General features: G+C 45.2%; 28 protein-coding genes and 1 tRNA gene. 6 read left to right on the top strand and 23 right to left on the bottom strand.

What is annotated here, in order from left to right; genetic code table 11:
• Positions 1-44: 44 nt before the first annotated feature.
• The 10 genes from nagZ to A9E74_RS09285 form a co-directional block, all read right to left on the bottom strand.
• Positions 45-1,094: a beta-N-acetylhexosaminidase gene (gene nagZ, locus A9E74_RS09325; protein ID WP_069296357.1), complete on the bottom strand. Its 1,050-nt coding sequence runs from the start codon at positions 1,092-1,094 to the stop codon at positions 45-47.
• Positions 1,095-1,103: 9 nt separating this feature from the next.
• Positions 1,104-1,589 carry a L,D-transpeptidase gene (locus tag A9E74_RS09320; protein ID WP_084003027.1) on the bottom strand — a complete coding sequence of 162 codons (486 nt, stop codon included), beginning with the start codon at positions 1,587-1,589 and terminating at the stop codon, positions 1,104-1,106.
• A gap of 40 nt (positions 1,590-1,629) precedes the next feature.
• Positions 1,630-2,646, bottom strand: coding sequence for a vWA domain-containing protein (locus A9E74_RS09315; protein ID WP_069296356.1), 1,017 nt, complete (start codon positions 2,644-2,646; stop codon positions 1,630-1,632).
• Positions 2,647-2,724: 78 nt separating this feature from the next.
• A complete protein-coding gene (locus tag A9E74_RS09310; protein ID WP_069296355.1) occupies positions 2,725-3,663 on the bottom strand; it encodes a VWA domain-containing protein in 939 nt (312 codons plus the stop codon).
• Positions 3,660-4,199: an MxaK protein gene (locus A9E74_RS09305; protein WP_069296354.1), complete on the bottom strand. Its 540-nt coding sequence runs from the start codon at positions 4,197-4,199 to the stop codon at positions 3,660-3,662. Before A9E74_RS09305 ends, A9E74_RS09310 begins: the two co-directional genes overlap by 4 nt.
• Entirely contained in the window at positions 4,192-4,356 is a 165-nt protein-coding gene (locus A9E74_RS15005) for a hypothetical protein (RefSeq protein WP_342670173.1), read from the bottom strand. Before A9E74_RS15005 ends, A9E74_RS09305 begins: the two co-directional genes overlap by 8 nt.
• Positions 4,320-5,207, bottom strand: coding sequence for a vWA domain-containing protein (locus A9E74_RS09300; protein WP_342670172.1), 888 nt, complete (start codon positions 5,205-5,207; stop codon positions 4,320-4,322). Before A9E74_RS09300 ends, A9E74_RS15005 begins: the two co-directional genes overlap by 37 nt.
• Positions 5,204-6,040, bottom strand: a complete 837-nt coding sequence (locus A9E74_RS09295) for a hypothetical protein (protein ID WP_069296353.1) — start codon at positions 6,038-6,040, stop codon at positions 5,204-5,206. Before A9E74_RS09295 ends, A9E74_RS09300 begins: the two co-directional genes overlap by 4 nt.
• 11 nt (positions 6,041-6,051) lie before the next feature.
• Positions 6,052-6,936: a DUF58 domain-containing protein gene (locus tag A9E74_RS09290; RefSeq protein WP_069296352.1), complete on the bottom strand. Its 885-nt coding sequence runs from the start codon at positions 6,934-6,936 to the stop codon at positions 6,052-6,054.
• A gap of 13 nt (positions 6,937-6,949) precedes the next feature.
• Positions 6,950-7,969 (bottom strand): AAA family ATPase, encoded by a 1,020-nt coding sequence (locus A9E74_RS09285; RefSeq protein WP_069296351.1) that lies wholly within the window; start codon positions 7,967-7,969, stop codon positions 6,950-6,952.
• Between the two features lie 431 nt (positions 7,970-8,400).
• Between A9E74_RS09285 and A9E74_RS09280 the strand changes: the two genes are divergently transcribed.
• Positions 8,401-9,777, top strand: coding sequence for a sensor histidine kinase (locus tag A9E74_RS09280; RefSeq protein ID WP_069296350.1), 1,377 nt, complete (start codon positions 8,401-8,403; stop codon positions 9,775-9,777).
• Entirely contained in the window at positions 9,774-10,442 is a 669-nt protein-coding gene (locus A9E74_RS09275) for a response regulator (protein WP_069296349.1), read from the top strand. Before A9E74_RS09280 ends, A9E74_RS09275 begins: the two co-directional genes overlap by 4 nt.
• 22 nt (positions 10,443-10,464) lie before the next feature.
• On the opposite strand, the gene ahpF is transcribed toward A9E74_RS09275, so the two are convergent.
• The 10 genes from ahpF to queA form a co-directional block, all read right to left on the bottom strand.
• Entirely contained in the window at positions 10,465-12,036 is a 1,572-nt protein-coding gene (gene ahpF / locus A9E74_RS09270) for an alkyl hydroperoxide reductase subunit F (protein WP_069296348.1), read from the bottom strand.
• Between the two features lie 139 nt (positions 12,037-12,175).
• Complete coding sequence (gene ahpC, locus A9E74_RS09265) at positions 12,176-12,742, bottom strand: alkyl hydroperoxide reductase subunit C (RefSeq protein WP_069296347.1); 567 nt, start codon at positions 12,740-12,742, stop codon at positions 12,176-12,178.
• Positions 12,743-12,919: 177 nt separating this feature from the next.
• Entirely contained in the window at positions 12,920-12,991 is a 72-nt protein-coding gene (gene pqqA, locus A9E74_RS14070) for a pyrroloquinoline quinone precursor peptide PqqA (RefSeq protein WP_081443609.1), read from the bottom strand.
• Positions 12,992-13,103: 112 nt separating this feature from the next.
• A complete protein-coding gene (gene bioA, locus A9E74_RS09260; RefSeq protein ID WP_084003026.1) occupies positions 13,104-14,408 on the bottom strand; it encodes an adenosylmethionine--8-amino-7-oxononanoate transaminase in 1,305 nt (434 codons plus the stop codon).
• Between the two features lie 89 nt (positions 14,409-14,497).
• Positions 14,498-14,830 carry a HesB/IscA family protein gene (locus A9E74_RS09255; protein WP_069296345.1) on the bottom strand — a complete coding sequence of 111 codons (333 nt, stop codon included), beginning with the start codon at positions 14,828-14,830 and terminating at the stop codon, positions 14,498-14,500.
• Positions 14,831-14,834: 4 nt separating this feature from the next.
• On the bottom strand, positions 14,835-15,977 hold the full coding sequence (locus A9E74_RS09250) for a cysteine desulfurase family protein (RefSeq protein ID WP_069296344.1): 1,143 nt from the start codon (positions 15,975-15,977) through the stop codon (positions 14,835-14,837).
• Between the two features lie 18 nt (positions 15,978-15,995).
• On the bottom strand, positions 15,996-16,454 hold the full coding sequence (locus tag A9E74_RS09245; protein ID WP_069296343.1) for an Rrf2 family transcriptional regulator: 459 nt from the start codon (positions 16,452-16,454) through the stop codon (positions 15,996-15,998).
• 50 nt (positions 16,455-16,504) lie between these two features.
• Positions 16,505-17,299 carry a serine O-acetyltransferase gene (gene cysE, locus A9E74_RS09240; protein WP_069296342.1) on the bottom strand — a complete coding sequence of 265 codons (795 nt, stop codon included), beginning with the start codon at positions 17,297-17,299 and terminating at the stop codon, positions 16,505-16,507.
• Positions 17,296-18,030 (bottom strand): RNA methyltransferase, encoded by a 735-nt coding sequence (locus tag A9E74_RS09235; protein ID WP_069296341.1) that lies wholly within the window; start codon positions 18,028-18,030, stop codon positions 17,296-17,298. The genes cysE and A9E74_RS09235 overlap by 4 nt, the downstream gene beginning before the upstream one ends.
• Positions 18,027-19,058, bottom strand: coding sequence for a tRNA preQ1(34) S-adenosylmethionine ribosyltransferase-isomerase QueA (gene queA, locus A9E74_RS09230; RefSeq protein ID WP_069296340.1), 1,032 nt, complete (start codon positions 19,056-19,058; stop codon positions 18,027-18,029). The genes A9E74_RS09235 and queA overlap by 4 nt, the downstream gene beginning before the upstream one ends.
• Positions 19,059-19,185: 127 nt before the next feature.
• On the opposite strand from queA, the gene A9E74_RS09225 reads away from it, so the two are divergent.
• The 3 genes from A9E74_RS09225 (at position 19,186) to A9E74_RS09215 (ending at position 21,371) form a co-directional block, all read left to right on the top strand.
• Positions 19,186-19,270, top strand: a tRNA-Leu gene (locus tag A9E74_RS09225).
• Between the two features lie 303 nt (positions 19,271-19,573).
• Positions 19,574-21,046: a hypothetical protein gene (locus tag A9E74_RS09220; RefSeq protein ID WP_069296339.1), complete on the top strand. Its 1,473-nt coding sequence runs from the start codon at positions 19,574-19,576 to the stop codon at positions 21,044-21,046.
• Positions 21,047-21,071: 25 nt separating this feature from the next.
• Positions 21,072-21,371 carry a hypothetical protein gene (locus A9E74_RS09215; RefSeq protein ID WP_069296338.1) on the top strand — a complete coding sequence of 100 codons (300 nt, stop codon included), beginning with the start codon at positions 21,072-21,074 and terminating at the stop codon, positions 21,369-21,371.
• Between the two features lie 55 nt (positions 21,372-21,426).
• Here the strand turns inward: A9E74_RS09215 and A9E74_RS09210 are convergent, their stop codons facing one another.
• Complete coding sequence (locus tag A9E74_RS09210) at positions 21,427-21,927, bottom strand: hypothetical protein (protein ID WP_069296337.1); 501 nt, start codon at positions 21,925-21,927, stop codon at positions 21,427-21,429.
• Positions 21,928-21,962: 35 nt separating this feature from the next.
• On the opposite strand from A9E74_RS09210, the gene A9E74_RS09205 reads away from it, so the two are divergent.
• Positions 21,963-22,295: a hypothetical protein gene (locus tag A9E74_RS09205; RefSeq protein ID WP_069296336.1), complete on the top strand. Its 333-nt coding sequence runs from the start codon at positions 21,963-21,965 to the stop codon at positions 22,293-22,295.
• Positions 22,296-22,358: 63 nt separating this feature from the next.
• Here the strand turns inward: A9E74_RS09205 and A9E74_RS09200 are convergent, their stop codons facing one another.
• Entirely contained in the window at positions 22,359-23,285 is a 927-nt protein-coding gene (locus tag A9E74_RS09200) for a hypothetical protein (protein WP_069296335.1), read from the bottom strand.
• Positions 23,286-24,155, bottom strand: an 870-nt coding sequence (locus A9E74_RS14340) for a hypothetical protein (protein ID WP_176718917.1), incomplete at its 5' end; no start/stop codon positions are given.

The raw sequence follows: 24,155 nt of genomic DNA, 5'->3' as shown, positions 1-24,155 counted from the left end.
AACACTGCCAGCTGACAGTATCAGACTGATCTATCGATAAATGATCAGGCAAGATCCAGTTGCCGATCGGTATCAGGCGCATAGTTGGCAACGGTATAAACCGCCTGTTTCCATTGCTCGCTGGCCATCAGTGTGTCGCGATCAATCGGATGTCGGCCATGCAGTCGCACCAGACGCATATGTCTTAGCGGATCGGCTTCACATTTCAGATTATCCAGCACACTTTCGACTTCAGCCGGATTATTGCACAACAACAATAAATCACAGCCTGCAGCCAAAGCTGCTTCAGCGCGGGCCGTACTGTCACCCATTATTGCAGCACCGGCCATGCTCAAATCATCACTGATGACTGCGCCTTGAAAGCCCATACGTTTACGCAGAATTTCCTGAATCCAGTATGGCGAAAAACCAGCTGGAAGACTGTCGCATTTTTCATAAACAATATGTGCCGGCATGATGCCAGCCAGGGTATGTGAGCACAGTTGTCGAAACGGCAACATATCGGCCTGCCACATATCTTCTAAATGGCGTTTATCAACGGGCAATCCCAAATGGGAATCGACTTCCACGGCCCCATGACCGGGAAAATGTTTGCCGACCGCCGCCATTGAAGCCTGCTTCATTCCGCTGATATAGGCGGCAGCCAGTTTGGTGACCGCTTGCGGATCACGATGAAACGCACGATCACCAATCACTTCACTAATGCCGTAATTCAGATCCAGTACTGGTGCAAAACTGAAATCCACGCCGACAGCGCGTAACTCGGCTGCCATTAACCAACCCGTCACTTCTGCCTGCTTAAGCGTTTGCTGCGGATGTTGCATGTAATGCTGTCCCAGCGTTCCAACAGGTGGCAGTCTGCTAAAACCTTCACGGAAACGCTGAACCCGACCACCTTCGTGATCGACAGCAATAATCAGATGTGGTTGTCTCAGCGCGTGAATTTCTGTTGTCAGTGCAGCAATTTGCTCGGGAGATTCATAGTTACGACTGAACAGGATGACGCCGCCCACTAATGGATGTTGGAGAATTTCTCTTTCTTTCTCGCTGACTGTAAAGCCAACCAGATCGACCATTAATGGGCCTAGTGTCATGTTAATACCTTATTCGTGAATAAAGACTTTCAGGCCCGGTTTGACCAGATCAAACAATGCCAGCAAATCCTGATTATGCATGCGGATACAACCGTGAGATTTGGCGATGCCCATGGGCTCGCTATCCGGTGTGCCATGTATATAAATATAGCGACGCATTGTATCAACATTTCCCAGTCGATTCTTGCCAGGCTCTAATCCGCTTAACCAGAGAATCCGCGTTAAAATCCAGTCTTTATCGGGGAACTGTTCGATCAATTCGGGACTATAGATTTCACCGGTGGGTCTTCTGCCACGAAAGACGGTATTCACTGGCTGGCCTTCGCCGATACAGGCTCGAATCGTGTGCCATCCCCTTGGCGTGCAACCCGAATTTTCTTGTTCGCCAGCACCATTGAATGCGGTTGAAACGGCTGCGGAAAACACCACCTCATCATGCAACCAAAGCTCACAAAGTTGTTTATCGAGTGAAATATCCAGATAGTGAATTGGCATAGTATTCAATTAACATTCAACCCGCTGTTGGAGAAAATAGTCAGTGCTTTTTTGGATGATAAGCTCGTGATACACCCGACCAAGTGTATAACTGTGATACGGTGAGCGGCAACAAACTCAGTAGCGCCACCCACAGGAAATAATCGGCTAGTGATTGTCGAGGCATGCGTTGTTCCAGCATTAAGGTCTGATAATGCTGTTGATCTATCGTTGCCATTGCTTCGGAAAACTCTTCCAATGATCCTGCCTCAAAAGCTCGATACGGAACATCCAAAGTTTTAAAAAAATTGTGCAACTGCCGTTCCGGCGCACCTTGCCATAAGATACTTTCGCCCGGCTTTTCGTCTAGGGTCATTCCGGTGACTGAACGCATATAAATCCAATACAAGGTCAGTTGATTTTCGCGTAACAATTGGCTGATCTGTTGCTCTTGTTCCGTGGATAAAATTTGTCCGCCATCAGAAATAAGCAGCACAATTCGCGCACCACGATAGGTTTCGCCATCAAACATTTTTCCGGCTTGTTTCAAAGCCACTGCGATATCTGTCTTGGTCAGGCCGCGTCCCAGGCCACCAGCTTCAATTGTCGCCAGTGTAGTTTCTTTACTATAGGTCAACGGCAAAATAGTCGTGGCCTGCTCACTGAAAAGTAGATAAGCAAATCGATCATCGGGCCGACTGTTCACAAATTCGGTTAAATAATAACGGGCAACACTGCGTTTACTCTCTTTAAAATTCATTTCAGTAGAAAGTCGAAAACGGTGCCGTCGGGCAAAAGGTTGATCCATGCTACGACTACGATCCAGCAATATAATGACCTCGGCTCCCTGCCCGCTGCGCTGCACTGTATGTTCAGGAATATGTGGCCCGGCCAGAGCCATAATGAGTGATGCTAATGTTACAGATGCTAACAAATACAGGGTAAAACCAATTACAACAGAAGCACTATCCTTGGGTAACAATGCCTGCCAGACGATTTGCTTTTCGTTATTGCGACTCAGCCATGGCAATACTGCCAGTGGCAGCAGATAAAGCAGATATGGGTTAGACCAACTCATGCTTTACCTTTAGCCATTAAAATCAGCGAGAAGTCATGTAGATAAAATCCATTTCATCATGACATTTTAAGAAGCATATTAGTCATGCTGCTTAATAAACAAACTGTATGGTAAAAACACCAAAATCAACAAAATCAATGCAACTGATGCCAGCCAGACAAATAGATCGTATTTCACCGGCTGCTGACGGGTAACTGAAATCTTCTGCATTTCTTTAATCAGGTTTTGTGCAGATGTTGGTGATGAAATAAATTCAAAACCGACCCGTTTCGACACTGTTTCCATATGCGATTTCTTTTGCGAGGACATATGTTCGGTACGTGGGCGGTTTTCATTTAACTCGGCTGCATCACCCCGGCTTGAGGCATATACGTCGCGATGCATAACTTCGTTGATTCCCCAATAGCCTTCAATTTCGCCAAACTCATTGGTTTTAGGAATCGGCAATAAGTCACTACCACCAATGCCCACAATAATTCCTGGAACTTCGCCTGGAGTATCGGTGAATTTCGGAAACAGTGTTTCATGCACGGGAGGTGCTTCATGACCGTCGGTTAAAAACACCACTGTGGGTTGCGGCGTGATTTCCTTAGCTTGACGGATAGCCGTGTAAAGCGCTTTAGACATTTCACTGGAGCGTGCCCAAGCCATAGTCGGATGAAACTGCGACAGCATCTGCATCAGATCATGATAATTGGCACACACCTCGACCGGCGTCATCAGAATCAAACTGCGTGCTTCACTAAATACCGCCAACCCTGCATGTGAGCCACACGGCATACTGAGGATAGCCTGACGGGTATATTCTTTGGCCCAGTCCAGTCGATTAATATGTTCATTGCCAAACCTGACATCTTCAACATTCATGCTGTCGGTAATATCAATGACAAATAGGCTATCCATTACCTCGATTTCACGATCAATCGGTGGCAACCAAAGCGCTGCAATTATCATCAACAGCCCAATCAACATTACCAGTGCTGTTAAAAATATGCGTTTGGGATAACTCAAACTCATGGCAGATCAACCTTAAATGCCTTGGTTTCAATACTACGTTCGCTGTAGATTTCCTGTTTGTCGAAATTGCCATCCATATCAGGATCTTCCGGCACCAAACGTAAAGCTACTTCGAGGTTAAAGCGTGCATCCCAGAAAGTGGGTTGCTGTAACAAGGCACTGCGATAATCCTGTTTAGCCAACTCAACTAAAGGAATCATTCGAGGATCATTGCCTTGCATGGTCATGGCTTCACGTAGATTGATATTGCCTCGGTTGAAATAGGCTGCCGGCAACCATTGCCCTTGCTGACTTGCCAACACCAAGGTGAATTGTTCCAAAGCCGCATCGGTTTCTTCCTGACTTACCAGATAAGCACCTTGAGCAAAATGAGCTCGTGGGTGATCGGGTATGGATTCAAACTCCTGAGGGGCAGCCACAAACGCTTCGATCTCGGACTGACGCCACAATTGCCAAGCGGTAAAAGCCATTATCAGCAAGCTGATTATGAGTGTTGCGAGCAAACCCACTCGCAATAATTTCAATGTATTACTCATGTGCTTTTCGAACTCCCCAGTAACTGTATAAATGTGAGCTTGCCAATGGCAGCATAGCGAGCAAGGCTAACCATAAAAACCAATCGGCTTTAGGTTCGTGAGGTACCAGCTCTTCGACAATCAGCGTTTGATATTGCTGTTCATCAATTTCATCCATGCTTTCGCAAAGTCTTCCAGTGAACCTGCTTCAAATGCCCGATAGGGAACGCCGATAGTTTTAAAAAACTCGTGAACTTTACGTTCAGGTATATCGGTATACAAAATATTGTCATTATCTGAAGGTTCCAGCGTCATTTCCTGTCTGGACTTGAGATATATCCAGTAAATACTGAGATTCATCTCTTTATAGCGCTGGGTAATCAATTCCATCGCCTCATCGGTCATCAACTGACCACCATCAGATACCAATAAAACAATACGAGCACCACGATAAGGCTGATCTTCAAACATAATGGCTGAGTTCATCAACGCATCGGCCAAGTTAGTATCCGATAAGCCCTTACCCAAAGAATTAGCTTCAATGGTGTTGAGAATCGCTTCCTTGCTGTAGGTCAACGGCAGCAGATTGATGGAGTTGGTACTGAAAAACACAAAACCAAATCGATCATCCGGGCGCTTTTTGACAAATTCCGTTAGATAGGTTCTGGCAACCCGACGCTTGGAGTTATCACCGGCAACCGAGTAATTCGCCGCCTGTGTGGTGACAGCAAATGCATCATCCATACTGCGACTGCGATCCAGCAATAGAACAATCTCTGCACCTTCGCCAAAGCGTTGCACAGTACGTTCCGGTATAGCTGGACTGGCAACCGCGAGTAATAGCGATGCAATCACCACGGAAGACAGTACTTTCAGACTTAAGCTAATGGTTCGAGATAGCGGATCGTGAGGTACTAACGCCGTCCATGCCACCGTTTTATCGAGATTGTTGTTGAACCATGGCAATAACGCCAACGGCAGCAGCAAAATCATCAAAGGATAAGCCCATTCGAGGCCAAACAGCATCATGCCATTTTCTCCCTCGCCCGGCAGGCACGAGCCAGTTTGATCAAACTGTCAAAATCTGCAGATTGCTGCGAATTTCGGGCGAAATAGTGTGATGCCGATTGCTGATAAAAGCGCGTAATTTCCGGCTGCAAATCCACTAACCATGGACAGCTATCCCACAACTGTTGTATCTGACTATAAATCACTACCGTACCGGCACTTTCATTGAAGGCGTGATGCATTACTCGGGTAGCCGAATCGACATCTTTATGACCGAACCAGCGTAGTTTATTCATCGAAAACACGGCTTTAGCAAACGGTAAACGTTTGCCGGGACGCAAACCGATATGCCAGATAAACCAGATCAATGCTGTTAACAGTGCAACTAACGTGGCATAAAACAGTTGTTTTTGTAACGGTGTGAAATCAGCTGCTAATAGCTGATGATCACCACGCAACGTCACTGTAGTTGCATCATCTGTTGTATTCAAAAAAGAACCTGCAGAAAAACTGGTCGATGGAATGGTTATTAGCTCCCCTGCCATTGTTCTTAGGGTATAGGTTGGTGTGGCAAGTTGGCGTGTTTCAGCTGGCACATTGACGAGCTGATAATACAATTGCAGCTGCTCACCATCAGCAACGACTTCTTGCAGATATAACCATGGCCCATGACGCTTTCCGAGTTGCGGCAAACTATCCTGATCAATCTCACTGGTATTGACGGGTAAATTCACACTGGCAACAACCTCGTCACCAATCAATAAACCCCAACTGCGATCCAGAGTGATAGTGACTTCTTCAGCCATTAGCTGGCTGCTGAATATAAAACTGATAACAAAGATCAAACGACGCATTGTTTGCATTCCTATGATTTTTTCATGGCGGAGAAATACTGGGTCAGCTGTTGCGGAGTAACTTCTCCAGAGACAAAAAGCGGCTTGACGCGATATCGCATAAAGCAGGCCGTCAATTTCTCAAAGTGATCATCCAGTTGTTGTTGCCAACGTTTTTTGATGCCGGGACGGATCCACACACTATGACGCTTGCCAGTTTCGGAATCCCGCGTTTCTGTCCAGCCAGCATGTGAAGGCAAATGATCGACTTCATCATGCTGCCAGACGATAGGCACAACCGTGTAATGGGCAAGTTTGCGTAATGTGCGATCCACCAAATCGATATCACAACAAAAATCCGAAGCCAGGAACACAATTGCCCGTTTGCTGCTAATCAGATCTGCTGCATCAAACAAACCTTCCGCACCGGGTGCTGTTGGCGGAGTCGCGTTGATAATTTTTTCTGCAGCAACAGCAGGCATGCTGCGTTGTCTAGTAGGCATTACTGAGACATCTTTACGCCAGATCGCATCAAACCCAGCCATGGCAAAACGATCACCAAAGCGGATAGAGCTATGAGCAATCATATGCGCCAGTCGGGCAACCCGTTCGTTACTGACACTGGAAACCGACATGGAACGGCTTAGATCCGAGAGTAACCATAAGGTAATGGATGAACGTTGCTGATAACGACGAACCAACCAGCGTTCCTGATTCCCTAAAGCTGAATCAGCAATATTGGTCCGTAAACTGGCTCTTACATCCAGACGCCGAGGATCTGGATAATCAAATAAATCAGCAAAACCGGCAAAACGATCACCGCTGCCCAAAGCTGTTCCGCTATGTGCACCGGGCACATGACCAAACACCTTATCCGGAAAGCGGTAGCTAAATTCCTGAGGTTGAATAGGCTTCATGAAGTTTGCCTACTTATGGTGTAGCTATATGATCGCGTAACGCCTGAATAAATTGCGGCATCAACTGTTCACGGCGGCCATCATAGACCGGTGACAGGAACACGCGATGCGTGAGAGATGGCAATAATACAAAATGAATATCGTCCGGCAGAACATGATCACGGCCTTCCAACCAGGCACAAACTTTGGCAGCTCGCACCATCGCTGACATACCACGAACACTGGCTCCGGCCACGACCAAATCTTCTACATACACATCGGGCAAAGTAATACCGAGTTTGTGTGGTTCCCAGCTGGCATCCCACAAACGCACGACATAGTTTTCAATTTCCGGTGAGACAAACACACTGTTTTGAATATCACGATCTAATTCATTGAGATCACGATAATTTAATAAAGGCGCGCCGATTGAACTGAGCAAAGCATCTACATCATGGAAAGCTGGATCAAAAATCAATTTACGGCGTGATTCATCTTCCAGTGGACGGCTGATATTGATTTCAAATAGAAAACGATCTCGCGCTGCAGCACTCAGTTCAAAGGTTTCTTCTTTTTCGACAGCATTACGATCTGCAAACACAATCATATGCGGGAAGCGATATTCTTTACCGAAGGCTTCAGCACTGCGTTCGGCCATTGCTCTTAAAAGTAAAGATTGAACTTGTGGGCGCGCCCGGTTGATTTCGTTAAAGAAAAACACCGCGGTTTCTTCACCTTTGGCAATCAGTGGGCCGGGCTCAATTACCGGCTTACCATCAGCATTCACCCAGGCACTGTAAAGCAGATCATTAGGCATTAAATCGACACTACCTTCGATACGACCGAAAGCACCACCTAAGGCTTTGGAAAAAGCACGCAGCAAAGTGGTTTTACCCACCCCGACACCACCTTCAAGTAAAACGTGACCACGGGCATGTAAGGCAATCAAAATCAAACGGATGGCCTGATGTTGACCAATCACCACATCATTGACTACTTTTTCCAGTGCCAACGCATGTTCACGAGCAGTATTCAGTTGCTGCTTATCCGACATTCTCTCTCCCCTTTTATTAGGTAATATTTTTTATTAAGACTTACTTATTCTAAGAGCTAACAGTAAGTCATTTGTGACTCTTCAAGCGATGCTTATAATCAAACTCTTAAGCGATAGACTAACAGCAAAAGTCCAGAAATCCCGTGTTAGCCATTTTTCTGGGAATTCAGCACTATCCACTCAGGTTTATGCTTTTAATTACTGCAGGAATCTATCATCAAACAGATGGATATGAAACCGACCAAACTATATGAACTTAAGAACATGCATACTCATATTGCTTTTTATGTCATGCATTAAACCTTGAAAGCCCAATCAGCACATCAGATATTTGCCCATGGACATCGGGCAAATTTCCCGTGTGATGCCGGCACGCTTTGCAGAGCATAAATCAGCGCCTAGACTGTGCTCATTGTATATACGGATAAACCATGAATCTCAGACTGCAGCTTTTCTTTAGAATTATGTTGATAGGTTTTATCTGTCTGCTGGGAAGTGCTGGTTATGTTTTGTATCAAACAGATCAGCAAGCCAAGCTGGAAGCCGATTTAACGGCGCTGCGCATTGAAAAACAGCTCACCCAGCAATTGTTAAAAATGTTTTCCCGTTATGATTATTCTGTTGCTTTTCCAGATACCGATATCCTGCAACAACTCAACGGCGTGCCAGGCTCTTGTGTACAGTTTTTGTCTCGCACTGAAAGTCGCCGGCGTAGTTTGTGTAATGAAGTGATTCATGATGAAACACGGTGGCCACATTGGTTTGGTGAGATCTATCAAAAGCTGTTTCAGCCAAATTACGAAGCAAGCCGCCGTTTTTCATTTAATGCTATTACTTATGGCAACATCTTGGTGTCGTTAAATGTGGAAACGGAGATTGCTCGTGCCTGGAGTAATTTGCGGGCAGTATTTGGCATTCTGTCGGTGAGTATTTTTGCTGTCGCATTACTGGTATTTGTGACCATTCACCAACTACTACGCCCGGCTCAATTGATTGTTCGGGGATTAGAAAAAATGCACCAAGGCGACTTACAAACCCGTATTCCCAGTTTTGATATTGGTGAATGGCGACGAACCAGTGAAGCAATCAATGCGCTGGCCGCAAGTCAGCAACATATCATGGCGGAAAATCGCCAACTTGCCTTGAAACTGATTAATGCGCAGGAAGAGGAACATCGTTATATCAGCCGCGAACTGCATGATGAGTTTGGTCAATGCCTGGCCGGTATCAATGCGTTGACCACCTCCATTAGCCAGACAGCGCGTAAAGATTGCCCCTCTATCCTCACCGAAACCGAAGGTATCAGTCATATTACTGAACACATGATGTCGGCCTTACGGGGCTTATTAACGCGTTTACGTCCGGCAGATGTCGATGAATTGGGCTTGACGCGCAGTTTGGAAAAATTGATTAAAAGCTGGAATCAGCGCACGGGTGGTGAAACCCAGTTCAATCTGCAAATAGCTGAAGGTGTTGACGCCCTTCCCGAACCGCTGCCGGTCAATTTATATCGCATTGTGCAGGAATCACTAACCAATATCGCTAAACATGCAGATGCCAGTGAGGCCAATATCAAGCTGATGTTTAGCAGCCATGATCATCTGATTTTGCAGGTTGAGGATAACGGCAAAGCCAAACGCGAAAGCTTGAATCAACACATGGGCGTGGGATTATTAGGCATTTCGGAACGAGTTAATGCTTTAGGCGGAAAAATTACGATGGATACCCATAATGAAGGAGGCTTAAAACTGTTGATAGATTTACCGGTGAACCCGCCGGTTGAAGTTTACGCAGAGAATCCAAAATGACTGAAATAGACATAAAAATCCTGCTGGTCGATGACCATGCCATCGTACGTGAAGGTTATCGTTCATTACTACAAAAACAGCCTAATTTAACCGTTATTGCTGACGCGCGAGATGCCGCTGAAGCCTATCAGAATTACAAAACCTTTCAGCCAGACGTGGTTATTATGGATATTTCCATGCCAGGCCAAAGTGGTTTGGAAGCGATTTCCCGCATCAGGCAATATGACGCTCAGGCACGGATTCTGGTTTTCAGCATGCATCAGAATCCCAGCTTCGCTTTACAAGCCATTCGTGCAGGTGCATTAGGTTATGTCACCAAGAGTAGTGATCCTACCTTGTTAATTCACGGGATTTTTCAGGTCTATGAAAATAAACTCAGTTTGAGTCCGGATATCGCGCAGGCTTTAGCATTAGAAAAACTGGGACAGGATAAAGCCAGGCTGGATGATTTGACGGTCAGGGAATTTGAGATTTTGCGATTGTTGTTAGAAGCTAAAAATAATCAACAGATAGCTGATATTTTGAATATCAGCCCTAAAACAGTTTCCAATTCGCATTACATTATTAAACGCAAACTTGAGGTGAATTCAGATATTGAACTCACCCGCCTCGCCATTCGCATGAAGTTATTAAACCTGCGCGATTTGATTGACGAGGCGGAATGAATTCGGTTTTGGCCGATATGGCTTACGCCGCTTTATCCTTATCATCAAACTCATTGCGGATAAGGTAATCAAACGCACCTAATGCTGCTCTGGCGCCCTCGCCCATTGCCATAATGATTTGTTTATATGGAATGGTCGTGACATCACCAGCGGCAAATACACCTGGCATTGAGGTGGCACCGTGAGAATCAATTTCAATCTCACCATACTTGCTCAACGTTAACGTGTCTTTCAACCAGTCGGTATTGGGTAACAAACCAATCTGCACAAACACACCCGCCACTTCCACATGATGTGATTCTTCTGTGGCCCGGTCTTTATAGTTCAGACCATTGACCTTTTTGCCATCACCGGTAACTTCCGTGGTTTGGGCACCAATAATCACTGTCACATTGCTCAGGCTATGCAGCTTTTTCTGCAATATGGCATCGGCTTTCAATTCATCAGCAAATTCAAGCAAGGTCACATGACCGACAATACCAGCCAAATCAATTGCCGCTTCAACACCGGAGTTTCCGCCACCAATGACTGCAACGTGTTTGCCTTTGAATAACGGACCATCACAATGCGGGCAATATGCTACGCCATGACCACGATATTCACTTTCGCCGGGTACACCAAGCTCACGCCAGCGGGCACCCGTAGCGATAATGATCGCTTTACTGAGTAATTTAGCGCCGCTTTCCAGCTCCACTTCAATCATTTTGCCTTGCCGGCGTAACTTATTGGCACGTTGCAGTTTCATCACGTCCACTTCATATTCCTTGACGTGTTCTTCAAGTGCAGCAACCAGCTTGGGACCTTCGGTTTCTTTGACTGAAATAAAGTTCTCAATCGCCAGGGTATCCATTACCTGGCCACCAAAACGTTCGGCCACAATACCGGTACGAATACCTTTACGAGAAGCATAAATTGATGCTGACGCCCCAGCAGGACCTCCACCAACGATCAATACATCGTAAGGCGCACGCTGATTGATTTTTTCTGCTTCGCGTTTAATCGAGCCTGTATCCAGCTTGCCAATGATCTCAGTCAAGCCCATACGACCTTGACCGAAAACTTCACCGTTCAGGTAAACAGTCGGTACCGCCATGATTTGACGTGCTTCAACTTCTTCAGGGTATAAAGCACCGTCAATCATGGTGTGATGGATATTCGGATTCAACACCGCCATCAGATTCAGCGCTTGAACAACTTCAGGGCAATTCTGGCATGACAATGAAATATACGTTTCAAACACAAACTCGCCATCAAGTTGTTTGATTTGTTCAATCACTTCAGGCTCGGTTTTCATCGGATGCCCGCCAGTGTGCAGCAATGCTAATACCAGCGAGGTAAACTCATGCCCCATCGGAATACCGGCAAAACGAATATGCTCCTGACCTTCCGGCTGTTTGATACGAAATGATGGTTTACGTGCATCATTATCGGCATCAGAAAAGCTGACCTTGTCAGACATATCAGCAATTTCAACCAGCAATTCACGCATTTCCTGAGATTTTTTGCCATCATCAAGTGACGCAATGATCTCAACCGGGCGTTGCAAATTCTGCAAATACGTTTTTAATTGTCCAGCAATGTTTGCATCCAACATAAGGCACCTGCCTGAATAAAATTCTATAAATGTTTGGGTGTTGTCCGGACCGGTCGGCCCGGACACACGAGATCCAATGGATCAAGAATTTCGTGAGAAGTTTTCATTTCATTAAACGAAAACTTGCTGCAGATTTTCTTTAGATTTTGCCAACCAAATCCAGAGATGGTGACAAGGTTTCTTCACCTGGCTGCCAAGAAGCTGGGCAAACTTCACCATCATGTGAAGCGACATATTGAGCAGCTTGGATTTTACGAACCAGTTCTTTTGCACTACGGCCGATACCCAGATCGTGAACTTCACATACTTTGATCACACCTTCTGGATCGATAACAAATGTGCCACGCAGCGCCAGACCTTCTTCTTCAATCATCACTTCAAAGTTACGGCTGATTGTGCCTGTCGCATCAGCAAGCATCGGGAAGTTGATTTTCTTGATGGTTTCAGAAGCATCATGCCAAGCTTTGTGAGTAAAGTGGGTATCAGTAGATACTGAATAAACTTCAACGCCCATTTCTTGCAGTTTTGGATAATGATCAGCTAAGTCACCCAACTCGGTAGGACAAACAAAAGTGAAGTCGGCTGGGTAAAAGAATACAACAGACCACTTACCTTTCAGATCAGCATCAGTAACAGGTAGAAACTCACCTTTGTGAAATGCAGTGGTTTTAAACGGTTTAATTGTAGTATTGATCAAAGTCGACATGGTCTACTCCTTGTTGATTGTCAAAAGCGACAGAGGCCATTCTATGGCCCGAAGATGCAACGGTCAAACAACTTAATTCTATTAATATAATCGGAATAGGCGATTTGAAAGTTGCGGTTATAAAAAAAGCCCCTGGAGCTTAACTCCAGAGGCTTTTTAAGTACTTTTGAACCGATATTAACGGTTGCAAATGTACATGGTTACTTCAAAACCGAAACGCATATCTGAATATTCTGGTTTAGTCCACATGATCATTTCTCCATTCTATTTTAAGGTTAACGCTATCCGTTTTTTCTGGATAACTTGGAGTGATACTACGCCGCACAAACCAGAATACTATCAGGCATAAACTTGTTCGAGCTCAGGATTTTACTGATTCACTGAGCTTGTTGACGATGGCTTTAATCGCTGTAGTGAGCGTGGTTAATTGTTCAGCGCTAATAATATAAGGTGGCATCACATAAATCATCGAACGAAACGGTCTTATCCAAACACCTTGCTCAACGATAAATTTAGGCAACCAGTCCATAAAGCTATCCAAAGGCTGATTCAATTCAACGACTCCAATCGCGCCTTTTACTCGTACATCTTTTACTAAGCTGTGGGAAGACAATTCTTTAAGCTCATCAACCAACTGAGTTTCTATCGACAGCACGTTTGCCTGCCAGTCTGATTCGAGCAATACATCAATACTCTCGCATGCTACGCGGCACGCTAATGGATTCCCCATAAAAGTCGGGCCATGCATCAAAACACCCTGCCCATCAGCTGAAATGCCCTGTGCAACCTTGCTTTGGCATAAAGTGGCTGCGAGTGTCATATAGCCACCGGTAAGTGCCTTACCCAGGCATAAAATATCGGGCACCACACCAGCGGCTTCATAAGCAAACAGATGTCCAGTTCGGCCAAAGCCAGTAGCGATTTCATCGAATATCAGCAACACATTATGTTGGTCACATAAAGCTCGGAGTTCACTCAGATATTGCGGACAATAAAACCGCATGCCACCTGCGCCCTGCACCAATGGTTCAACAATCACCGCGGCTAGTTGTTCATGGTTGGCTTCGATTAATGCACGCATTTCAGCAATATCACTGTCTTGCCAATCGGCGTCATCACGACAGGTTGGTGCCGGTGCAAATAAATGTTGGGGTAATACTTTGGCAAATTGGGAATGCATGCCATTGACTGGATCGCAAACCGCCATCGCCCCGAAGGTATCACCGTGATAGCCGCTTCTCAGTGACAGTAGTTTTTGTTTGTCGGCTTTGCCCTGAGCAAACCAGTATTGAATCGCCATTTTGATGGCGACTTCGACCGACACTGAACCGGAATCTGCCAGAAAAACATATTGCAAAGCATCATCGGTAATATCGATTAAACGCCGTGCCAGACTGACTGCCGGATCATGGGTTAAACCGCCAAACATCACATGCGACATTTTATCGAGTTGATCTTTAGCAGCTGCATTTAACCTTGGATGTCCGTAACCATGAATGGCTGACCACCAGGACGACATGCCATCAATAATTTGGCGACCATCAGCCAGCGTTAAATACACGCCTTGTGCTGAAACCACCTCATGTAATAACGGTGGATTTTGCACGCTACTGTAGGGATGCCAGAGATGCTGAGCATCAAATTGCAGATTGTTAAGTTCAGTCATGGAAGAGATTCAATCACAGCTCACAGGCCAGGTAAAACAAAACTGCCCGTTCAATGACGGGCAGTTAGTTATGGGTAAGTTAATCGAGTTTATTTGGTAACGCTAAAGCTCTCACCGCAGCCACATTCAGAGGTGACATTCGGATTTCTGAATTTAAAGCTTTGGTTCAATCCTTCCTTAACAAAATCCAGGATCATGCCTTCCAATAACGGCAGGCTGTCTTTGTCGACGACCACTTTGACATCGTCCTGTTCAATAATCATATCGTTTGCTGCCACCGCATCGGCATAATCCAATGCATAGCTGTAACCAGAGCAACCGCTTTTGACTACGCCAATACGCAAGCCGATGCCACTGTCACGTTTAGCGACCATGTCACGTACGCGTTTTACTGCTGATTGTGTCAATGTAATTGTTGTCATTTTATTACCTGTTCATCAAATGGTTAAAACGACTGGCCTCTTTTTCAATTACGACTGCCAGCTGTTCAATTTGTTCTTTGGTGTTTTCCAGTGAAACACTCACCCGTATCGCTCCAAGAGCCGTCATATCATCAATATTCATTGCTTTAAGCACATGGCTAGGGGTTTGTCTTCCTGTGCCACAGGCTGAACCACTGGCGACTGAAAAGCCTTTGCGGTCCAGTGCCATCAATAAGGTGTCTGAATCAAACCCTTGTAATGAAAAGAACACTGTATTTGGCAAACGTTCAGTTGACTGTGCAAAAACGGTAACGCCAGGAATTTCCCGTAGGCGAATTTCCAGCAGATCCCTTAATTCACGGCAATGCCGCTGATAATGGGTTAATTGCTGCTTCGCTTGTTCAGCTGCTGCACCAAATCCCACTATCGCCGCGACATTTTCGGTGCCGCTGCGCTTTTCATGTTCCTGGCCGCCACCTAATACATACGCTGGCCAATCCAGTTTTTTATCAACAATCAGCGCGCCGATACCTTTAGGCCCGCCAAATTTATGCGCAGAGAGGCTCATCATCTGTATTCCAGCGGCCTGAAAATCGATTTCCAGTTTGCCGGCCGCCTGCACCGCATCACAATGAAACAGGATTTCGCGTTCTTTTGTCAGCTTGGTTAATCGGGCAATATTTTGCACCACCCCGGTTTCATTATTTGCCCACATCACCGACACCAGACGAGTGTCATCGGTCAATAAGGTTTCGAATATCTCGATATTGATCAGACCATCAGCGTTCACCGGGATAAACAACACTTCAAAACCTAGTTTTTGTAAGCGTTTGGCTGGTTCTAATACCGCTGGATGCTCAGTGCTGCCGATTAAAATTCTGCCAGAATCAAATAACTGGGCAACACCGCTGATAGCTTGGTTATTCGACTCAGTGCCACCACTGGTAAAAATGATTTGATCGGCTTCAACATTCACCAAATCTGCAACTTGCTGACGGGCGTGATCAAGCGCAGCATGTGTATATCGGCCAAAGCGGTGAGTACTGGAAGGATTACCCTGTTGCTGCTTTAGATATGGCAACATGGCTTCTAGTACACCCTCAGCTAGACCTGTTCCGGCATTATGATCTAGATAAGCAAAAGACATAAGACTCTGTAGTCAGATCTAAAAGGCATCAAATTTGATGACTTTTTCACTGCTATTACGATTATTCATATTACGTTCGTAGTCACTCACAACATGATGCAAGGTGATACCAGCCAGATAGACGCGAATTTGATCACTCAGGCTTTGCCACAATTCGTGGCTGACACATTGCTCATCAGCATGGCAATTATGTTTACCCTGACATTGTGTGCTGTCGACTTTTTCATCGACTGCTGATATCACATCCAGAACAGTTATTTCTGTGGCTGATCGGCTCAACCGATAACCACCGCCAGGGCCACGAGAACTGCTCACCAAACCCTGTTTCCGCAAGCGGGCAAATAATTGTTCTAAATAAGAGAGTGAGATCCCTTGACGCTCGGAAATATCAGCGAGGGTAATCGCTCCGACACCGTAATTGAGACTTAAATCGAGCATCGCAGTCACTGCATAGCGACCCTTTGTCGTTAAGCGCATATTGATTTCCTATCAAGAACTATTTTGGTAGTTTTCCATACCCGACTATTTTAGTCAACTTTAGCTGAATCGGTGTCTTTATCTAACTCACAACCTTCTAATTCCGGCATCGTCACATCTGGCATTTCACCGCCCAGACGATGAATCGTTTGGCACATTGCATCCATGCGTTTTTCCATAAGATGAATATGCTCAATCAGGCCATGAATCGCTGATGCCACCGGATCCGGCGTTTGGGTTGAGGTACCGTAAGCATCAAAACCAACCGACTGTGCCAGTTTTTGCTGAGCTTTTAAGTCGGGATTTTTTTGGCTTCTGACCACCCGGCCTGGAATACCGACGACCGTTTCATTTGCTGCAACGTCTTTGACAACCACAGCATTAGAACCAATTCGAGCACCATCATGAACCGTAATCGGACCCAACACTTTTGCCCCGGCACCTACGACAACATTATTGGTTAACGTCGGATGGCGTTTACCGCCTTTCCAGGATGTGCCGCCTAATGTCACACCATGATACAGCGTGCAATCATCGCCAATTTCAGCGGTTTCGCCGATTACCACACCCATGCCGTGATCAATAAAAAACCGTCTACCAATTTTTGCACCCGGATGAATTTCAATGCCAGTCATCCACCGACCAATAGTTGAGATAAACCGGGCCAGCCACATCCAGCCCTTTTTCCACAACCAGTGACTAAATCGATGCAGCGTTAGAGCATGCACGCCAGGATAAGTCGTGACGATCTCAAATACATTACGCGCTGCAGGATCTCTGTCAAAAACGCAGTAGATATCTTCCTTAAAACGCTGCCAGCGGGTTACATGTAATTGGTCGTTCATTTTGAACTCCTCGCTTTGGTCTCTGCTGCACGCAAAATGCCATGCAAAATCTGAACTTCATTGCGGTCAAGATCTGCCCGGTTAAATAATCGGCGAATCCGCCGCATTAAATAACGCGGATTGGTTGGATCTAAAAAGCCGATGGTGGTCAGGCTTCTCTCAAAATGGTCATATAAATGCACCAAATCTTCAGCGTTGATTGCTTCGCGATCCTCGCCCACCCGACCACGTTCAATGGTCGGGTTGAAGCTCATACGTAATTCATAGGCCATAACTTGCACAGCTGCCGCCAGATTTAATGAACTGTATTCCGGGTTTGCCGGAATATTCACCAGGGTATGACAAAGATCTAGCTCATCATTTGATAGACCCGAATGTTCGCGGCCAAACACAATGGCTATATGGGTGTCGTCATCGTATTTTTCAAGCGATGTCACTGCTTCCCGCGGATTCATTAAAGGTACCGCCAAATGCCTGAGCCGGGCACTCATACCAAACACATGCTGACAGCCAGTTATTGCTGATTGCAGACTGTCATGCACCACAGCTTTGGCAAGCACATCATCAGCACCAGAAGCTCGTGCTGTTGCTTCGGCATTCGGATACATTTTCGGTGAAACCAGATGCAAATTAGATAAGCCCATCGTTTTCATCGCCCTGGCAGAAGCGCCGATATTGCCCGGATGTGTTGTGCCGACTAAGACAAAGCGAATGTTATCTAAAAGCGTCATGCGGTTTTCCTAGTGATAAACATAGCGTCACCGTAACTGAAAAAACGATAACGTTGCTCAATGGCGTGATGATAGGCCGACATTATATGGTCGCGTCCGGCAAAGGCTGAGACCAGCATCAATAAAGTCGATTCGGAAAGATGAAAATTAGTAACCATCGCATCGACCGACCGAAATTGATAGCCCGGATAAATAAAGATATCGGTTTCGCCGGAATAGGCGGCAATTTCGCCACTTCGTGACGCACTTTCCAATGCTCTGACACTGGTAGTGCCCACGGCAATCACTCGTCCGCCTTTTTCGCGGGTTTGACGAACCTTTTCACAAACAGTTTCACTGACTTCAATGCGTTCGGAATGCATTTGATGCGTACGAATATCCTCAACCCGCACCGGCTGAAATGTTCCTGCACCGACATGCAAAGTGACTTCGGTCATGTCGATATCACTGTCGCGAATACGCTGCATCAGCTCATTATCAAAATGCAGTCCGGCAGTCGGAGCGGCTACCGCGCCGATTTGCTTGGCATAAACGGTTTGATAACGATCCAGATCGCTTTTATCTACTTCGCGCTCTATATAAGGAGGTAATGGTAAGCGTCCATATTGTTCGAGCGCCTCAATTACATCGCCTGCAATATCAAACTTGAGTTCAAATAACGCATCCTGACGGCCCAGAACCTCGGCACGAAGCTCATTTTCAAGGATTAAAATTCGCCCTGCTCCAGGAGACTTACTGCTACGAATATGGGCCAGCACACGTTTATCGTCCAATACTCGTTCCACCAATACTTCAATCTTACCGCCGGTTTCTTTTTCGCCTAACAGGCGAGCCGGAATGACTTTGGTGTTATTGAATACCAACAAATCATTGGGTTTGAGTAAATCCAAAAAGTCGCTGAACTGGCGATCGGCCAATTCACCACTGTTACCATCAAGTGTCAGCAAGCGGCTGGCAGTTCGATGTTTTGACGGATACTGGGCGATTAACTCCGGCGGGAGTTCAAATTGAAAGTCGGTACGTTGCATGGCGAGATCATAGCAGAGCTATTGTAATTTTCGTTAGGTAAAATCGTGCCCGACCAGGAAATTCGCATTAAAAGGTAAAAACGGGCTTTCATAATCGAACAGCCCTCGTTATAATGCTCGGCTTGTTGCCGGGGTGGCGGAACTGGTAGACGCGCCGGATTCAAAATCCGGTTTCTTCGGAAGTGCGAGTTCGATTCTCGCCCTCGGTACCAACATTAACCTAGTATTATCAATAGGTTATCCAGAATATTAAAGCCCCATCAGTTATGCTGATGGGGCTTTTTATTTGCATCAATGTCGTTAGATTTTCATTTGTTTTCCTGAGCCCTTTTGGTTGTCCCCGCTTCATAGTTAATTCTTAACGACAAGCACAACTCTCCCCACTCCCACAAAAATATCAATGTTTCTAGGCAGTGCATGGCTCCAATATATCGTTCCAGTTAAATTTAATTTTGGATCGCTCTGGTTATCATCGACAGCTTCCGGCTATTATTTGGACATAGGAGAAAGTCCAGATGAGTGATATACGATATATCCATTTAAGCCGTAAACACCTACTACCAAATAAACAACCTGGCATGCCGAGCAGAGCCATGGGAGCTTTGCTAGTTATGCTGATGGCAATCTATTCAGCAATGGCTAAAGCGAATATTGATCACGAATCTGCAGAAATACATCCCAGTTGTTTAGACATTGATCCCAGAACCAGCTTGCGTAATGATTTTTTACTCGAGCCGCTCGATTTGAACTGCCCTCAAACAGGTTCGAGTAGTGACGTCTTTGATTATTTTGGTTATACAACTTACGAACGTCCGAGAGACCCCGCGGGTGAACGTCTTGGATCGTTGGGTTATCAACGATTTGCAGCAGATGATGGCGCAGCACTTTATCTGCTTCGAATTGAATCGGGAGGTAATGCTGTTTCCACCGAGATAATGACCGGTAAAGAGGTCAAAAAATCGAATCAACGGTTACTTGAGCAGGGGCAATTGCACAGTGCTGGCGAAGACTGTCAGGGTGTCAGTGATATCTGGATTGAACCAGACGTTGCTATTCATTTAGTCGTTGAGCTATCGGCTTATGAAGCACTTCAAGCTTTGCTTCTACCGACATCCGGCCCACCGTCAGCAAGTCGAAAAACTCAGCTCCTCAACGCTTTATTAAAGCAGCAACAGCAGGATGATTATCAGGACTTTCGACGTGCTTGTGCCGTAACCGCAGAATATCGACTAGACAGCGCCAGTATGCAGCTTCAACTTACCATGCTGCGATTTGATATTGATGATGAACGTAGTAAAGATGCTTTTAATTGGTTTCAGTCATTACTGCCTGCTTCAGAAAATCTCGACGTTGCCATGATTTTGGAAGACGACCTGCCAAACATTCGTGACAAGCTAATGGCCCCCTTCAAAGATCAATACCAATTCGCTGTGCCTCAACAACCGGATGAAACGTTTTCGATATTTTTCCAACAACTCAAATCTGCTGTTGAGCGAAGAGATATTGTAGCTCTGCTCGAAATGACAACTAAAGATGTCATGCTTGGTTTTGGTGGCAGCGGCGGACATCAAGATCTTCAAAGCTGGCTGACACATGATAATGCTGATGATGACTGGCAGAGTTTGAGTGAAATGCTGGCGATCCCGGGGATTCAACTAAGTCCAGAAGTATTCTGCGTTCCCTATCCCGGCTGTGTGGGTAGCGAATCAGCATATTTTTCTTTCGATACTTACATAACCATTCAGCCAAACACACCAATGTATGCCTTGCCAATGGATAATGCTCAAGTTTTACGCAAACTCAACTTTGAGCGGGTTGACTGGCAATACCCCTATGACGATAAGGCCAGATTTCGACTGGTACAAACCTTTGCAGGAGAACGCGGTTATATCGACAAAGCTTTATTACGCTCGCCTTTCGATATGCGTATGGAAATTGTCTCTACCCCGCAGGGCTGGTTGATTCAATCCATATTGTCTGGTGATTAAAAACCTATTTTTAAGAGAAACATAAATGCTTAATTTAATTCACACCAGTGTATTGATTGCCAGTTTAATGGCCGAGCCTGACCCTTGTTACGATGTTGTGGAAAGGGCCAAGTCATTGTCTGGGCCAGATCAACAGTTAAGTCTGCTTGGTGGTTGCCTTGCAAGCCGGAATACTGTTTTTGTGCATGCTGCAGTGGCAATCGAAATGGCCAAAATTGCCAATGAACATGGCATGCCAGAGGAAGTAGATCGCTATCTGGAATTACTGGAAACAATGATTGAAAGAATATATCTGGATTCCGTTGATTCGCAGCCGGAACAATAAAACGCAGCTTTTAACCACGCTGCATGCTCACTCAATAATTGGGTCAAAATCGGTATCAGTCACCCTTGGTGATCGATTCAAAAAACGAACCCAATGCCCTATTGTTACCAATCTTTGATGCCTCCGCCAGCATCGCTTCACACCATTCCGTCATGTTACCGATTTGTGTGCCTAAGGCCTCAAATTCTTCTGCTTGAAGCATAATTTTTTCTGCTGTTGCAGATCCAAGAAAAGCAGCCTGTTGCATGGCAATATCTGCTGCAAATTGATAATCACTGTCAAAGTCTGAAGAAACGTGGCTTTGATGTAACTCTCTCAACAGAGGGCTATTATCGACATATCTTTTTGCCTGCTCTCTATCCCTTCTCGCCTGCAGTAGGTGTAAGCTTCCTGATAACTCAGACACTTCGCGGCTTTCAGACGATTTAGCCTGATATTCCAGTATGACCGGCATATACCCTGCGCAGTGGCCTGGTGTGAGTTCAACATCAGCAAATAACAAGCCGGGGAAAGCCACTAAAAACAATAGCAGTAGATTTTTAATAGACCTTAACATCAAATAATTCCTTTATTGTTAACAAGGATCAGCAAATGCAGCTGTTTAAAATATCGCATCTAATCCTTATAGTTTTTTCTCTGGCCTTGTCGGCAACGTATGTTGCTGCTGAAAATAATGCTGTCAAACCACAAGAAACACAAGATGAACCATTTCTAACTGAGAAGTTAACGGTTCGTGATCTGCATTTCGTAGCATCTCTATATGGATATCAAGTCAATGTCTTGGAAAAAGCTGCACCATTAACCGCTAAATCAGTCCATTTAACCTGTTTAGCAGAAAGTCAACGTTATCAGCAACCAGTAGAAGTTGTTTTCAGTGCTTACAGTCTGCAAGTGAATCATTGTCGTTTGTTACCCAGGCTCTGAATACGTCACTGATTCTTAAGAGGAGCTAGTGTTACTGAGTCGCTAAAGTAGCAGCAACTAATATTAAACAAACAGGTAACGCATCCAGGAAATTACAGGAACAAGCAACACTGTAAACAGAACTAAAGATGGAAAGAATAAAAGGTGTCGACTCTGGGGCAAACCATTTTGAGCACGATGGCGAGCTGAGAAAATCTCAATAACAAACACAACCATAAAAGAAGTACATGCAACAAAAACACTGTAAAACGATAAATCTTCCCATTCTGTTTGGGTCATTGGCATCTCAACCCAATCACCAACAACAACTGTAACAGGGAGCAAAACAAGCAATGAGGCCCAAACTAACCATGTTCCCCAGCCAAATTTAATCGTATCGTTGGTTGATTCTTGAGCAGAAGCCGGAGCAGCCGTTTTGAGTTTTTGTTGTGCTGAATATTCAAGAGGCTGGTGTTTTTCCCATACCCAAACACCCATCCTCATGAAAAAAACAACACCCATAATGATCCCAAAAAAAGAAAAAATAAAATTGACTATATAAGCGCCAACGTCTTTAAACTCTTCATATTGAACACGAGGGTCAATCGCGTAAATACTGAGATCTTCTTTGAGCCTATATAGTGGGACTTTTTCAAAGTCAGTGGGTATCGTTTTGCTGTGTAACTCGCGCGTTGAAATATGTGAATCATTTGGTAAGTTGAGTGTAAAGACATAACGCTCATTCTTAGTCCCCTCATTGAAAACCAGGTATTCGTCATTGGATAAGTCGATAGTTTGAATCTGGAGGCCGGCATTAGAATTGGTTGAAACATAACTATCATACTGCTCGACAAGCTCAGCAAGTTTATTAACGGTATACCATTCATTGCTAACGCCATCCCTAACTTTAACCAGTACACCGGTAAAAATAGCGTAGCCAATTATTGCAATTAACAACGTTACCGGCACTCGCCAAAGTATCGATAGAACCCACTTTAATTTTGTAATCATTTAGTTTTGAATCGGCCCGGCATAAAAGCCTTCGCCTCTATTTAATGCATTAATACCATTGCCGATTATGGCCTTTAAATTTCTATCAGCGGCATTATGTGGGTCATCTTCAAAAGTATAATTTATCTCGTATAACTGATTTCCTTGCTTAGTATCAACATCGAGATAGACCTCATCATCGTATGGGTCATATGCTTCTCTATAATCATAAGTCACTTCATACACCGAGAACTGTATCGTGCCGCCATTTCGTATGGCTTTATTCAGCTCCATAGCAAACATTAATTGGTAACTCCTGATGGGGAAATCGACAATATGACTTGTTTTTTCATCAGGGAGCCCTTGGGGCAACAAACTACTAAATCCAAAGGGCAATCTGTCATGAACCCATATGGGTACAGGAGTGTGAGTAAATGTCTGCATTGAGAGCTCTTCGCTGCCACCAACAACTTTTGCCTTTACAATAAATTCCGAAACGGCATCTTGCTGATTTTCCCATCGCACATCAGGCAACCTTAGTTGCACAAAATCGACTAGCGGTGAATTGTCTGATGACGATAACTTACCACCTATGATTAACGTCGGTCGATTCAGTAAACCATCTTTGTCTGGGTGCTCACGCTTCTTGAGCGCCAATATCTCTTCATGAATAACAGAACCATTCATCCGCATACTGGTTGATGGCAACACCAGTGCCCGTTGGTAATAGGAATAGTCATTTAGCAGCTTTACTAAAGAATTGCCTTGCCCTTGCGAGACAGCTAGTGAGAAAACTTGGAAATCAGGCCCTTGAGACAGCTTTGGAACAACAAACATTGCTTGCTCTGGAACAGGTATGTCGGAGCTTTGAGAAAATGCAGAGCCAATAAA

This window comes from Methylophaga muralis (assembly GCF_001720165.1).
Lineage (GTDB): Bacteria > Pseudomonadota > Gammaproteobacteria > Nitrosococcales > Methylophagaceae > Methylophaga > Methylophaga muralis.
The sequence above is the reverse complement of the archived record's forward strand: the minus strand, read 5'-3'. Positions and strand labels throughout refer to the sequence as shown.

Bases quoted from the DNA above. Each gene is read 5' to 3' on its own strand.
- nagZ (WP_069296357.1), bottom strand. From the start codon at position 1,094: ATGACACTAGGCCCATTAATGGTCGATCTGGTTGGCTTTACAGTCAGC.
- A9E74_RS09320 (WP_084003027.1), bottom strand. From the start codon at position 1,589: ATGCCAATTCACTATCTGGATATTTCACTCGATAAACAACTTTGTGAG.
- A9E74_RS09315 (WP_069296356.1), bottom strand. From the start codon at position 2,646: ATGAGTTGGTCTAACCCATATCTGCTTTATCTGCTGCCACTGGCAGTA.
- A9E74_RS09310 (WP_069296355.1), bottom strand. From the start codon at position 3,663: ATGAGTTTGAGTTATCCCAAACGCATATTTTTAACAGCACTGGTAATG.
- A9E74_RS09305 (WP_069296354.1), bottom strand. From the start codon at position 4,199: ATGAGTAATACATTGAAATTATTGCGAGTGGGTTTGCTCGCAACACTC.
- A9E74_RS15005 (WP_342670173.1), bottom strand. From the start codon at position 4,356: ATGGATGAAATTGATGAACAGCAATATCAAACGCTGATTGTCGAAGAG.
- A9E74_RS09300 (WP_342670172.1), bottom strand. From the start codon at position 5,207: ATGATGCTGTTTGGCCTCGAATGGGCTTATCCTTTGATGATTTTGCTG.
- A9E74_RS09295 (WP_069296353.1), bottom strand. From the start codon at position 6,040: ATGCGTCGTTTGATCTTTGTTATCAGTTTTATATTCAGCAGCCAGCTA.
- A9E74_RS09290 (WP_069296352.1), bottom strand. From the start codon at position 6,936: ATGAAGCCTATTCAACCTCAGGAATTTAGCTACCGCTTTCCGGATAAG.
- A9E74_RS09285 (WP_069296351.1), bottom strand. From the start codon at position 7,969: ATGTCGGATAAGCAGCAACTGAATACTGCTCGTGAACATGCGTTGGCA.
- A9E74_RS09280 (WP_069296350.1), top strand. From the start codon at position 8,401: ATGAATCTCAGACTGCAGCTTTTCTTTAGAATTATGTTGATAGGTTTT.
- A9E74_RS09275 (WP_069296349.1), top strand. From the start codon at position 9,774: ATGACTGAAATAGACATAAAAATCCTGCTGGTCGATGACCATGCCATC.
- ahpF (WP_069296348.1), bottom strand. From the start codon at position 12,036: ATGTTGGATGCAAACATTGCTGGACAATTAAAAACGTATTTGCAGAAT.
- ahpC (WP_069296347.1), bottom strand. From the start codon at position 12,742: ATGTCGACTTTGATCAATACTACAATTAAACCGTTTAAAACCACTGCA.
- bioA (WP_084003026.1), bottom strand. From the start codon at position 14,408: ATGACTGAACTTAACAATCTGCAATTTGATGCTCAGCATCTCTGGCAT.
- A9E74_RS09255 (WP_069296345.1), bottom strand. From the start codon at position 14,830: ATGACAACAATTACATTGACACAATCAGCAGTAAAACGCGTACGTGAC.
- A9E74_RS09250 (WP_069296344.1), bottom strand. From the start codon at position 15,977: ATGTCTTTTGCTTATCTAGATCATAATGCCGGAACAGGTCTAGCTGAG.
- A9E74_RS09245 (WP_069296343.1), bottom strand. From the start codon at position 16,454: ATGCGCTTAACGACAAAGGGTCGCTATGCAGTGACTGCGATGCTCGAT.
- cysE (WP_069296342.1), bottom strand. From the start codon at position 17,299: ATGAACGACCAATTACATGTAACCCGCTGGCAGCGTTTTAAGGAAGAT.
- A9E74_RS09235 (WP_069296341.1), bottom strand. From the start codon at position 18,030: ATGACGCTTTTAGATAACATTCGCTTTGTCTTAGTCGGCACAACACAT.
- queA (WP_069296340.1), bottom strand. From the start codon at position 19,058: ATGCAACGTACCGACTTTCAATTTGAACTCCCGCCGGAGTTAATCGCC.
- A9E74_RS09220 (WP_069296339.1), top strand. From the start codon at position 19,574: ATGAGTGATATACGATATATCCATTTAAGCCGTAAACACCTACTACCA.
- A9E74_RS09215 (WP_069296338.1), top strand. From the start codon at position 21,072: ATGCTTAATTTAATTCACACCAGTGTATTGATTGCCAGTTTAATGGCC.
- A9E74_RS09210 (WP_069296337.1), bottom strand. From the start codon at position 21,927: ATGTTAAGGTCTATTAAAAATCTACTGCTATTGTTTTTAGTGGCTTTC.
- A9E74_RS09205 (WP_069296336.1), top strand. From the start codon at position 21,963: ATGCAGCTGTTTAAAATATCGCATCTAATCCTTATAGTTTTTTCTCTG.
- A9E74_RS09200 (WP_069296335.1), bottom strand. From the start codon at position 23,285: ATGATTACAAAATTAAAGTGGGTTCTATCGATACTTTGGCGAGTGCCG.